Below are 12,349 nucleotides of genomic sequence, written 5' to 3' on the forward strand. Positions count from 1 at the left end.
GGACAACAAGGTATAGGTAGAGGAAATGCAGCTACTCACTCTCAAAGCGTTGAAGGGATTTTTATGCATATTCCAGGTCTAAAAGTGGCTGTTCCATCCACACCAGAAGACGCAGCTGGATTGCTTAGAACATCTCTACGTGACAACAATCCAATCATGTTCTTTGAACACAAAGCTCTATACGGTTCAAAAGGAGAAGTGCCTGATGATCCAGACTTTACGATACCTTTTGGAAAGGCAAAAGTTGTAAAAGAGGGAACGGATGTGACAGTTATCGCAACCCTTTTATATGTAGGTAAAGCTTTAAATGTAGCAAATAAGCTTGAAAAAGAAGGAATCAGCGTAGAAGTAATCGACCCAAGAACTTTAGTTCCTTTAGACACAGAGACAATGGTAAACTCTGTGAAAAAGACGGGAAGAGGAATAGTAGTTCATGAGGCACATCGAAATGCTGGTCCAGGAGCTGAAATTGCATCTACATTAATGGAAGAGGCGTTTAAATATTTAGATGCTCCTGTTTTAAGATTAGGAGCAAAAGCTTGTCCTTTACCATTTGCACTAAATCTCGAAAATGCTGTAGTACCTCAAGAAGAGGATATTGAGAAGGCTATAAAAGCTGTACTTTATAAATAGGTGGTGATATAAATGGCAACAAAAGTAATTATGCCCAAACAAGGACTTCAGATGACTGAAGGTACTATAATTCGTTGGATTATTTCGGAAGGTGATCAGATTGAGTTAGGTCAACCATTATTTGAAATCGAAACAGATAAGGTAAATATAGAAATTGAATCACCTGCTTCTGGAACATTGTTGAAAATAATAGTCTCTGAAGGGGAAACCGTTCCTATAACGGAAACCGTTGCGATAGTAGGAGAACCTGGCGAAGATTATTCTTCTCTTCTATCAGAAGATGTTGCGAAACAAGAGCCCATAAGCTCAAAAGAAGATAATATGGACGTAATAGAAAGTCATAAACCAAAAACCAATATAGTTACAAGAGATCCATCTGAAAGGGTGTTTATTACACCGAGAGCAAAGACAAAGGCTGCTGAAATGGATATAGATTATCATCTAGTAGGGGGTAGTGGACCAGAAGGTCTAATTATAGAAAGAGATATTTTAGCAGATGCTGAAAATATACCTAAGTCAAAAATAAAAACAACTCCTGTTGCAGCAAAAATTGCTCAAGCTAAAGGTATCGATTTGTCTTCTGTTTCTGGTACAGGTATTTCTGGAAGAATTACGAAAGAGGATCTTTATGGTAATGCCGTCCAAGAAGATAACGCTGTAGAAAGCTCAATAAAAGAAACTGTTTTTTCTAGAACAGGTAAATTGGTTCCTTTTAAAGGAATGCGAAAAGTTATATCTGATCGAATGATGGAAAGTATTCATGGAATGGCTCAAGCAAACCACACAATTAAAGTAGATATGACTGAAGCAATGCGCTTACGAACACAATTAAAAGAAGCTGGAATCAAAGTGTCTTATAACGATATTTTAGTCAAAGTGGTTTCAAAAGCTTTATTAGAATTCCCATATATGAATTCTTCTATTATGGAAGATGAAATTCTTTTAAAAGATTATGTAAATCTTGGACTAGCGGTAGCTGTTGATAATGGATTGCTTGTTCCTAATATTAAAGATGCAGATTTATTATCTTTACAAGAAATCGCTGCTCAGTCCTCAGAAGTAATTGATAAAACCTTAAACGGAAAACTACGACCAAATGATTACGCCAATGGAACCTTTACTATCACAAATCTAGGAATGTTTGATATTGATGAGTTTACAGCTGTAATCAATCCACCTGAGAGCGGAATTTTAGCAGTGGGAAAAATTGAGAAGACGCCAGTAGTAGAAAATGATGCAATCGTCATAAGACCAATAATGGCACTAAGGTTGACATATGATCATCGAGTAATTGATGGAGCTCCTGCTGCTCAGTTCTTGCAAAGAGTAAAACAGCTTTTAATGAAACCATATTTGTTACTTTGAAGTACTTTCGACACTTTGGTCGTTAGTCATTAATCGCTAGTTCTCATGCATTCCTTTTGGGTTATTTATAAAAAATAACATTAAAAATAGTTTATTTATCATTAGAAGCATTAAATTAAATACAAGGATGCAAATACAAACAAAGGTCTCCGGCCTTTTGTAAGTAAAGTAATATAGGAAATATAAAACAAGTAGGTGATTTATTTGGCAACAAAGGTAATTATGCCTAAGCAAGGTTTACAGATGACAGAAGGTACTATATTACAGTGGCTTTTGTCAGAAGGAGATAGGGTAGAAGAAGGGCAGTCTCTATTTGAAATTGAAACAGATAAGGTTTCTATTGAGATAGAAGCACCTGCAACAGGAACCTTATTAAAAATTGTAGTACCAGAAGGCGATACGGTACCTATTACAGAACTTGTAGCCATTATAGGTGAAGAGGGAGAGGATATCTTATCTTTATTAGGTGAATCTAGTACTGAAACAGAAACATCATCAAAAGATGAACAAGATCATGCCAAGGATGAAGTAAGGACAAATGGCGATGAAATGGACTATGACGTAGTAATTATTGGTGGAGGTCCTGGTGGATATACGGCTGCGATTTACGCTGCAAAGAAAAAATTAAAAGTTGCTATTGTGGAAAAAGATATTTTTGGAGGCACCTGTCTAAATAGAGGATGTATTCCTACAAAGACTCTTATTAACAGTGCTACATTTTTAAATGATGCAAAAAATTCTAGAGAATTTGGAATTGACTTATCAGGTGTATCTGTGAATTGGGATAACGTACAAAAGAATAAATCAAATGTAGTAAAGAAGCTTCGTTCTGGTGTACAAGGACTTATAAAAGGAAATAAGGTCACTGTTTACAATGGAGAGGGTACTCTTCAGGATAAAAATACGATATCTATCGTTGGAGAAAATAAAGAAATCATAAAGGCTAAAAACATCATTATTGCTACAGGATCTGAGCCAAGTGTTATTCCATTTCCGGGATATGATTTAGAGGGCGTGATCTATAGTGATGAAGCTTTAGATCTTAAAGAGATTCCTTCTTCTATGGTCATCGTTGGAGGAGGCGTTATAGGTGTGGAATTGGCCTATGTTTACAATTCCTTTGGCACAGATGTCACGATACTCGAAATGATGCCCGATATTTTACCAAGAGAGGACAAGGAAATTGTGTCCGAACTAAAAAAATCCTTTGAGAAAAAGAACATAAAAATAAAAGGTAGTACAAAACTAACTCATATTGAGAGAAATGATAAAGGACTACAAGTTTATCACGAATCTGAAGAAGAAAAGGGAATTATTTCTGCTCAAAAGGTCTTAGTAGCTATTGGGAGAAATGCGATTACATCTGCTTTAGGCGGTGTTAGCATCACAATGAATCGTGGAAAAATAGAGGTAGATAATTATTTAAGAACAAATATCCCCAATATTTATGCTATTGGTGATGTGACAGGGAAAGCAATGTTAGCTCACGTAGCAAGTCATCAAGGAATAAAAGCTGTAGAAAATATTTGTGGCGAAACTTCAAAGATGGATTACTCTATTGTTCCATCATGTATTTACACACATCCTGAAATCGCTTCTGTAGGTCTAAATGAGGAAGATGCAATAACAAGGTATGGAAATGTAAAGATTGGAAAATTTCCGTTTTCAGCTAGTGGTAAGGCAATGACAGCTGGTGAAAATGCTGGCTTTGTAAAAATCATAGCAGATGAAAAATGGAATGAAATAGTAGGTGTACATATTATTGGTCCACATGCTACGGAATTGATAGCAGAAGGGGCATTAGCTATTAAACTACAGTGTACTGTTGAAGAATTAGCAGATACGATACATGCTCATCCAACTCTTTCAGAAAGCATAATGGAAGCCTCTTTGGATGTAATAGGAAGCGCTATACATAAGCTTTAATCCAAAAGATTGTTTCGTGATTTTAATATGAAAATACTGTGATAAATAGAAAGTACAAATAAATTATATAATCGATTATATATTGACAAGATTATATAATCGATTATATAATACTATTATAAATATAATCGATTACATAATATATTGCTTTCTTTTAAATTAAAGAACTGCTGAACAAATAGATTAAGGAGTGTAATCGACAATTATTAAGCAAGGTTTTAATGGGAATTATGTATTAAGAGAAAAAGGGAGGTTGTATTTATGACAAGATTTATAGGGAAATACGTTGGTCAAAATCAAAAGAGAATCGACGCCTATGAAAAAGTAACTGGTAGAGCTCTTTACGCAACAGATGTAGCTGTTCAAACAAGGGATGCAGTACATATGCACGCACTTGTAAGTCCTTATGCTCATGCAAAGATTACAAAATTAGATTTAAGTAAAGCAGAAAAAGCTCCAGGTGTAGTAGGTATTATTACAGGAGAGGAACCAGGTATTGATTGGGAAAGTTTTCCTAAAGATGCTATTATGGCACAAAATAATGAAGTGATTTGGGCAGGTCAAATTGTAGCGTTAGTTGCTGCAGAGACATTAGAGCAAGCTAAAGATGCCATAGAACTAATTGATATCGAATACGAAGTACTTCCCCATGTACTTTACTACTGGGATACTATCAAGCCAGACCCTGTATCCGTCGTTGACCCTATGTGGGGAAAACGTGACGTGGTTACGGACCGACCTATGGATGAGATCGATGAGAGAGTTTCACCAAATGTGGTAGGCGCTTATAAATTAGATACAGGCAATGTGGATGAAGCCATGAAGACTGCTGATATCATTATAGAAAAAGAATTCTATACAGGTAAAAAGACTGCAAGTCAAATGGAAACTCCTCTTTGTACATGCATCTATGAACCAAATGGCAAAATCATCTTGAGTTCAAACGGAATGGGTGTTCACGGCGTCGTTAAAATGGGCTTAAGTAAAATGTTAGGAATCAAAGAGAATATGCTTCGAGTCGTTTCACCACATAATGGCGGAAGCTTTGGTAGCCGTTTAGCTCCAATTATGGAAGTACTATGTATTATGATGGCTAGAAAAATTAAGCGAACCGTTATCTATAGACTTACTAGAGAACAACAATTTACCACAGCTCCTTCTAACTGGCCAGGAATCTCCAAGATTAAAATGGGAGCGAAGAAAGATGGCACCATCGTGGCTCTTGACTGGTATGTTGCTGAAGAATGTGGAGCAGCGATTAATAATTCTTACTTCACAGGTAGAATGTGTGCTTCTGGTGCAAATATGTGCTACGATTTCGGCGAAGCGAGAATTGACTCTTGTGCAGTTACCACAAATACAGTGCCAGCAGCAGAATACCGTGGCTTAGGTGTCCCTGAATCTGAATTTGCCATTGAATGTGTTATCAGTGAAATTGCGGATCAATTAGGAATTGACCAGTTAGATATGAGATTAAAAAATCTTTTAAGAAAAGGAGATAAAAACTGTGTAGGTGAAGCCATCACCAGTACAGGTCTTGAAGATTGCTTAAAATCTGTTTATCAATCTGTAAAAGTTGATGAGCCAAGTATTCAAGACGGCTCCGTTTGGAAAAGAGGTAAAGGAATTGCATCCGCTGGAAAACAAAACACACCATTAGGACGTTCTGAGGCAACTGTACTTTGGAATAGTGATGCTACCGTTACATTGCTTTTAAGTAATGATGAAAACGGTATGGGTGCCACGACTGCATTAAAACAAATTGCTGCAGAAGTGTTAAAAATGCCTATTGAAAATATTGAAGTAATCAGAGCCGATACAGATGCTACACCTTATGACAACTACGGAGCATCTAGTAGAACTACATATACAACAGGAAATGCGGTACGAATTGCAGCAATGGATTGTATCCAAAAATTAAGAGATGAAGTAGGTAGAGCAATCGGCGTTCATCCAATTAATGTAGAAATTGAAGGAACAAAAGCCATCGTACACGGCTACCAAGTACCTGAGATTGAAATTGATACATTATTTAAACCTATAAACTTCTTCGAGCAAGGAAACTTCGGCTTAATGAAAGGGACTCCTGTAAGAGGTCATGGCGTATACTGCCCTGCTCCAGTTCTACAATGGGGAGCAGATGGACGATGTGCTAGACAATGGAACTGGTATCAATACTCTGCTTGTGCAGCAGAAGTAGAAGTAAATGAAGAAACTGGTGAAGTTCGCGTCATTAAGTTTGCAAGTGCAGCAGATACAGGAAATCCGATTAACCCTAAATTAGTAGAAGGCCAAATAGAAGGTGGCGTTCATATGGCTATAGGCTTCTCTATTATGGAAGATCACTTCTATGATAAAAATGGTATGATCGCTAACAGAAACCTTGGAGATTACAGAATTCCAACTATTATGGAAATGCCTAAAAATGAAAATGTAGCATCCATTATTTGTCCAGATGCGTTGCCAGATGGTCCATTTGGAGCAAAAGGAATGGCTGAATCTATAACAGTTCCAGTAGCGCCAGCCATTGCAGAAGCCGTATACAATGCAGTAGGAATCCGAGTGGATTCATACCCAATGACAGCGGAGAAAGTTCTTAAATTAATCAAAGAGAAGAAGGAGGCTGCAAACTAATGGCAATTGTTGATAAGAGTTATGAAAGAGTAACCGTCAATCTAGTTGTTAATGGAAAAGACTACACTGTAGATGTAGCTCCATTTAAGACACTTCAAGACGTGTTAAGAGAAGATTTAAATCTTTTAGGTACAAAGGTCGGCTGTGAAGATGGAAATTGTGGAGTGTGCACTGTACTAATGGACAATTTAGCTGTAAAAAGCTGTTGTGTATTAGCTCCTCAAGCAGAGGGTCATAAAATTACTACTATAGAAGGTTTGGAAAAAGAGGATGGCTTACATCCATTACAACAATCCTTTATCGACTACTTTGCTCTTCAATGTGGTTATTGTACGCCAGGTATGATTTTATCTGCAAAAGCATTATTAATGGAAAAACCAGATGCTACAGAAGATGATATTCGTGAAGCTTTACACGGAAATATGTGCCGTTGTACAGGCTATAAAAAGATTGTAGAAGCTATTGAAGCAGTACGAGACGGCGAATACAAAGACAGTTGTGGGGAGGTATAAGAGATGAGATTTGAGAAATATTGTCAACCAACGACTACTTCCGAATGCGTCAGCCTTCTAAAAACTTATGGTTCAGAGGCACGCATGGTAGCAGGGGGTACAGATTTAGTTCCAAAGTTAAAATCCCGCGCTGTAAGAGTAAAGGCAGTCATTGGATTAGAAAAAATAGCTGAAGCAAAACAGATCATCATAAATGAAAAAGGATTAGAGTTAGGGGCATTAGTTACACTTAGAACGGTTTCTAAATCAAGTGAGATTAAAGCAAAATGGCCAGCTTTATCAGAGGCAGCAGGCCACGTATCCAGCGATCAAATAAGAAATATTGCTACAATTGGTGGTAATGTCTGCAATGCATCACCAAGTGCAGATGCATTACAAGGCCTTATTGTTTACGACGCTATAGTAAATATCGTTGGAGAAAATGGAACAAGAAAAGTTCCTATTGTCGAATTCTTTGTAGGGCCTGGTAAGACCGTATTAGAAGGTGGAGAATTTGTTATAAGCTTCACTGTGCCTACACCTAAAGAAAATTCTGGTGCTACATATAAAAAGTTTGCCCTACGAGGAGATACAGATATTTCTATTGTAGGCGTTGGTAGCAACATTGCCCTAGATGCAGATGGAAAGGTTGCAAGTGCGATTATTTCTTTTGCTGCAGTAGCTCCAACTCCAATACGATCTACAGAAGCAGAATCATTAATTATGGGAAAACAATTAACGGACGAGCTAATTGACGAAGCAGCAGAATTAATAGGTAATAATTGTAGCCCTATAACCGATCATAGAGCAACAAAAGAATATCGGGTAGAAATGATAAAAGTGTGGGCAAAAAACGCCTTAAAAGATGCATTAGCTCGCACAAAATAAACAGTTCATTATAAGAACTTAATTAGATGGTAGTTGAATCCAAACTACCATCTAGTTACACAATAAAAAGGAAGTGATTTCATGGAGAGAGTAACAGAAAATGTGTTTACAAATACAAAAATTAGAGGCTGTAATCCTAGTATCGTGTTTACAGATGAGGGAGCAGTCTTTATCGATACCGCTCAGTGGATTAGTACTCTATTAGAAATGATTGATTTTGCAAAGAGCAAAGGACCTATAAAATACTTGATTAACACAGAACCTCATATAGATCATATTTTTGGCAATCACTGGTTTGCAGGGGTTTGTCCGGTAATTGGGCATGAAAAGATTGCAGACACTTTCTTTGATGTACCTGGGGATATGGACGGATACGATTATAGCGTAGATGTTTTAGAGAGACAGGACAAAGAATTTTTACCTTTTATGCCTTCAAGAGAGGAGTACATCGTAAATCCACCACAAATTACATTTAACGAAAGAATGTCCTTAAAAGTTGGCAATCATACATTTAATGTATATCACACACCAGGTCATGCGGATTCACAAATAGCTGTTCATGTTCCAGAAGAAAGAGTTTTGTTTACTGGAGATACACTCTTTGTAGGCTGTCAAACATGGCTACATAGTGCTAATATCGATGAACTTATTTCATCTCTACAATTCCTTAAAACACTAGACGTAGATTATATTGTGCCAGGACATGGTCCAGTAGTTGGTAAAGAGTATATTGATGTACAACTTGCTTTAATTTACAAATGGATTAGTGCGGTAGCTGGTGGTATAGCACAAGATTGGACTCTTGATGAATGTATTAAAAAAATTAGTTTTACAGATTTACCAGTAGATATAGGTCAAGCAGAAATGATGGATTATGTTCAAAGAACAAATGTAACAAAGTGTTATAACTATATTAAGGGCTAAAGACAAGAAAGCGCCTGGGCAATATAGTATTTGCTTTCATATATGAAGGGCAATACATAATTGTTGCGCAAAGGAGAATTGAGGGATAAACATGTGTGAGATTATCGATAATGGTAAGACCAGAATCCTTAATAATGGAACAGATGTAACCATAATGGCAAGTAGTAGTAGTGCGGCAAGTGCCTTAAAGGCCTCAAAAATTTTAGGTATTAAAGGGGTTAGCACTACTGTAATAGAGGTGCTAACCATAGACTCCACAGAGGGAGCAAAAGATTTGAAATTAGGAAATAATACGAATATCTATGTTTTTTTAGACGAGGAAATAAGAACTGTGTTTGATAATTTGCTTGATGAATTTTCAGTGGACATTTGTTTTATTGAAAAATGGAGCGCGGATATAATTGTAAAAGAGGTTATGAATAAAATAAAAAATAAAAGGGAAAGCAATAGAGGTTTTACTTCTAATTATATACATTATGTGCAATAAAATTTTAATTTCAAACGATAAGAAAAAAACAAATAAAAATATAACTGGAGCTGTAGTAGTTGTAGCAGGGATGTCTTCTAGAATGAAGCGATTTAAGCCCTTATTACCATTAGGAGAAAAGACAATTATAGAACACGTTATCGATTCTCTAAGAGAGAGTGGAGTTCAGAAGATTGTCGTAGTTACAGGTAATCAGACAAAACTCATAGTCAATCAGCTAGAAAATAGAGACGTTCACTTTGTGTACAATGAACTTTATACGACGACGACAATGTTTGATTCTGTAAAACTAGGTGTTACATACATAAAAAATCAATGTGATATGTTCTTCTTTTTGCCAGGGGATATACCGCTATTTCGGTCACATACCTTATTAGAAATGAAAAGAACAATGGAGAAGTCATCATGTCATATTGTTCAGCCGACCTATAAGGGCAAACACGGTCATCCTGTTTTATTTTCTGCTTCATGTATAGACACCATTTTAAATCATAATGGAAAAATGGGTTTAAAAGGAGCTATAGAAAGCATTGACAATCGCCTAGATTTACTTGTACCAGATAAAGGGATTCTGCTAGATGCAGACACACCCAAAGATTATGAAGAACTTTTAGACTATTATAAAAAAAGAGATATACCTGATGAGGAAATGTGTATTGAGATCTTAAAGTTTTTTAACACAGATGAGAGGGTTATAAAACACTGCCAAGCTGTTCTCGGGGTATCGAAGAAACTAACAGATAGACTTAAATGTACAGGATATAGACTTAATGAAAAATTAATTTGTTCTTCAGCACTTCTTCACGATGTGGCGAGAAAAATGAAAAATCATGCAAAAGTCGGTGGGGAATGGCTAAAAGAAATGGGCTATGACGAGGTCGCTGAGGTAATTGAATGTCATATGGATATAGAGATTGGATCTATAGACGCTTTAGATGAAAAGGCTATTCTTTATTTAGCAGACAAATTAGTTATTGAAGATAAAGAAGTGTCTTTAGAGGAGCGTTTTGAAAATACGTATAAAAAGTTTGCCGATCAAGAAATACCATCAAAAGCTATTGAAATTCGTTTTAATATAGCAAAGAGGATTTTAGATAATATATGCCAAAGGGAGGAGCTTTTTTGTGAGAACTGTGCCAGTAAATAATGCTGTTGGAATGGTCTTAGCCCATGATATGACTCAAATTATCCCGGGAGAATTCAAGGGAAGTCGTTTTAAAAAGGGATATATAGTGGAGCCAAGTGATATTGATGTACTTCTAAGCATGGGCAAAGAAAATTTATATGTCCTAGAACTTGGCAAGGATGATGTACATGAGAATGATGCAGCTATGCGAATTGCTACTGCGGCTACAGGTTGCGGTTTAGACGTCATTGCGAAGAGTGAAGGCAAAGTGGAGTTAGCAGCACAATACGATGGTCTCCTTCAAATAGATGTTGATATGCTTATGGATCTTATCGATGATGATGAAATGATGTTTGCAACTATTCATCACAATCAAGTAGTAAAAAAGGGAGAAGTTGTGGCAGGCACAAGAGTAATTCCTTTGTTTGTTAAAGAAGATAAAGTAATACGGGCAGAAGAGCTGTGTATGGAGAAACCGATTATATCTGTAAAAAAACTAAAGTCCTCGAATATAGGTTTAGTTACTACAGGTAGTGAAATCTATCATGGTCGAATCAAAGACGCCTTTGGACCAATATTAGAGAAAAAATTTGATAGCCTAGGCAGCAAGGTAGTAAAGCAAATCTTCGCTGATGACGACGAAGAGATGATCGCATCATCTATTTTACAACTTGCAGAAGAAGGCGTAGATATGATTGCTGTAACAGGAGGCATGTCTGTAGACCCTGATGATAGAACGCCAGCGGCTATTCGAAAGGCTGGAACAGAAATCATAACTTATGGCGCACCAACCTTACCTGGAGCAATGTTTTTACTGGGTTATATTAAAAATATTCCTGTAGTGGGTTTACCGGGTTGCGTTATGTATCATAAAGCCAGCATCTTTGAGTTAATTGTTCCTAGAATTCTTGCAGGTGAAAGAATAAATAGAAGAGATATTAAAGCTTTAGTCCACGGTGGATTCTGTAGAAATTGCAAGGAGTGTATTTATCCTAATTGCGGTTTTGGAAAAGCATAAAAGTTGGAAGACGAAAATGATAGGGAATGACACTCTCGTCATTTCTCGTAAGATAATTTAAGATTGTAAAGAATTCTAACTAAAGTGAGCTTGTTTTATATTTTTTGTTGCATACAATCGATTATATAATATTTAATTATAAAGCTACGAATAAACAAAATGGGTGTTAATATTCGATACAGAAAGGAATTTATATGAGTTTAAGAGAAGAAGCATTAAAGTTTCACAAAGAGAACAAAGGAAAAATTGAAGTGTCTAGTAAAGTTCCCGTAAAGACAAAAGAGGATTTGACTATGGCCTATACTCCAGGAGTTGCAGAACCTTGTCTTGAAATTCAAAAGAACTACGATACCATATACGATTACACTGCAAAGGGAAATATGGTTGCAGTAGTGACGAATGGAACAGCAGTACTTGGACTTGGAAATATTGGTGCTGGAGCAGGTCTTCCAGTTATGGAAGGTAAAGCAGTCCTTTTTAAAGCATTTGGTGGAGTAGATGCCTTTCCAATATGCTTAGATACGGAAGATATTGATAAGATAGTAGAAGTTGTAAAGCTTATGGAGCCGTCTTTTGGTGGAATAAATTTAGAAGACATTAAAGCACCTGAGTGCTTTGAAATCGAAGAGAAATTAAAGAAAGTAATGAATATTCCAGTATTTCATGATGATCAGCATGGTACTGCGGTTATCGTTTTAGCAGCAATTATTAATGCATTAAAGCTTACCCATAGAAAGGCAGAAGATTTAAAAGTAGTTGTAAACGGAGCTGGAGCTGCGGGAACTGCTGTAACGAAACTCCTCCTCAGTTTTGGAGTAAAAGATATTGTGGTTTGCGATAGCAAAGGAGCCATATCT

Annotated in this window: 11 protein-coding genes; all 11 read left to right on the top strand. The window is 36.5% G+C overall.

Features of this window, described 5'->3' with window-relative positions; translation table 11 throughout:
• A partial coding sequence (locus Q7P22_RS14075) for an alpha-ketoacid dehydrogenase subunit beta (RefSeq protein WP_303865020.1) occupies positions 1-633 on the top strand: 633 nt, incomplete at its 5' end.
• A 12-nt stretch (positions 634-645) separates the two neighbouring features.
• Entirely contained in the window at positions 646-1,998 is a 1,353-nt protein-coding gene (locus Q7P22_RS14080) for a dihydrolipoamide acetyltransferase family protein (RefSeq protein ID WP_303865021.1), read from the top strand.
• A gap of 204 nt (positions 1,999-2,202) precedes the next feature.
• The gene (gene lpdA, locus Q7P22_RS14085) at positions 2,203-3,924 is read left to right on the top strand and encodes a dihydrolipoyl dehydrogenase (RefSeq protein WP_303865022.1); all 1,722 of its coding nucleotides are present in this window, start codon (positions 2,203-2,205) and stop codon (positions 3,922-3,924) included.
• 261 nt (positions 3,925-4,185) lie between these two features.
• A complete protein-coding gene (locus Q7P22_RS14090) occupies positions 4,186-6,558 on the top strand; it encodes a xanthine dehydrogenase family protein molybdopterin-binding subunit (protein WP_303865023.1) in 2,373 nt (790 codons plus the stop codon).
• The gene (locus Q7P22_RS14095; RefSeq protein WP_303865024.1) at positions 6,558-7,070 is read left to right on the top strand and encodes a (2Fe-2S)-binding protein; all 513 of its coding nucleotides are present in this window, start codon (positions 6,558-6,560) and stop codon (positions 7,068-7,070) included. Before Q7P22_RS14090 ends, Q7P22_RS14095 begins: the two co-directional genes overlap by 1 nt.
• 3 nt (positions 7,071-7,073) lie before the next feature.
• The gene (locus tag Q7P22_RS14100; protein ID WP_303865025.1) at positions 7,074-7,937 is read left to right on the top strand and encodes a xanthine dehydrogenase family protein subunit M; all 864 of its coding nucleotides are present in this window, start codon (positions 7,074-7,076) and stop codon (positions 7,935-7,937) included.
• Between the two features lie 81 nt (positions 7,938-8,018).
• Positions 8,019-8,861 carry an MBL fold metallo-hydrolase gene (locus Q7P22_RS14105; protein ID WP_303865026.1) on the top strand — a complete coding sequence of 281 codons (843 nt, stop codon included), beginning with the start codon at positions 8,019-8,021 and terminating at the stop codon, positions 8,859-8,861.
• Positions 8,862-8,952: 91 nt separating this feature from the next.
• Positions 8,953-9,348, top strand: coding sequence for a transketolase C-terminal domain-containing protein (locus Q7P22_RS14110; RefSeq protein WP_303865027.1), 396 nt, complete (start codon positions 8,953-8,955; stop codon positions 9,346-9,348).
• On the top strand, positions 9,338-10,495 hold the full coding sequence (locus Q7P22_RS14115) for a DVU_1551 family NTP transferase (RefSeq protein ID WP_303865028.1): 1,158 nt from the start codon (positions 9,338-9,340) through the stop codon (positions 10,493-10,495). Before Q7P22_RS14110 ends, Q7P22_RS14115 begins: the two co-directional genes overlap by 11 nt.
• Positions 10,473-11,492 carry a molybdopterin-binding protein gene (locus Q7P22_RS14120; protein WP_303865029.1) on the top strand — a complete coding sequence of 340 codons (1,020 nt, stop codon included), beginning with the start codon at positions 10,473-10,475 and terminating at the stop codon, positions 11,490-11,492. Before Q7P22_RS14115 ends, Q7P22_RS14120 begins: the two co-directional genes overlap by 23 nt.
• A gap of 194 nt (positions 11,493-11,686) precedes the next feature.
• A partial coding sequence (locus Q7P22_RS14125; protein WP_303865030.1) for an NADP-dependent malic enzyme occupies positions 11,687-12,349 on the top strand: 663 nt, incomplete at its 3' end.

Source organism: Alkalibaculum bacchi, assembly GCF_937875145.1.
GTDB lineage: Bacteria > Bacillota > Clostridia > Eubacteriales > Alkalibacteraceae > Alkalibaculum > Alkalibaculum bacchi_A.

Excerpts from the sequence above, each read along its gene's own strand:
- Q7P22_RS14105 (WP_303865026.1), top strand. The coding sequence starts at position 8,019 with ATGGAGAGAGTAACAGAAAATGTGTTTACAAATACAAAAATTAGAGGC.
- Q7P22_RS14115 (WP_303865028.1), top strand. The coding sequence starts at position 9,338 with ATGTGCAATAAAATTTTAATTTCAAACGATAAGAAAAAAACAAATAAA.
- Q7P22_RS14095 (WP_303865024.1), top strand. The coding sequence starts at position 6,558 with ATGGCAATTGTTGATAAGAGTTATGAAAGAGTAACCGTCAATCTAGTT.
- Q7P22_RS14100 (WP_303865025.1), top strand. The coding sequence starts at position 7,074 with ATGAGATTTGAGAAATATTGTCAACCAACGACTACTTCCGAATGCGTC.
- Q7P22_RS14080 (WP_303865021.1), top strand. The coding sequence starts at position 646 with ATGGCAACAAAAGTAATTATGCCCAAACAAGGACTTCAGATGACTGAA.
- Q7P22_RS14110 (WP_303865027.1), top strand. The coding sequence starts at position 8,953 with ATGTGTGAGATTATCGATAATGGTAAGACCAGAATCCTTAATAATGGA.
- Q7P22_RS14090 (WP_303865023.1), top strand. The coding sequence starts at position 4,186 with ATGACAAGATTTATAGGGAAATACGTTGGTCAAAATCAAAAGAGAATC.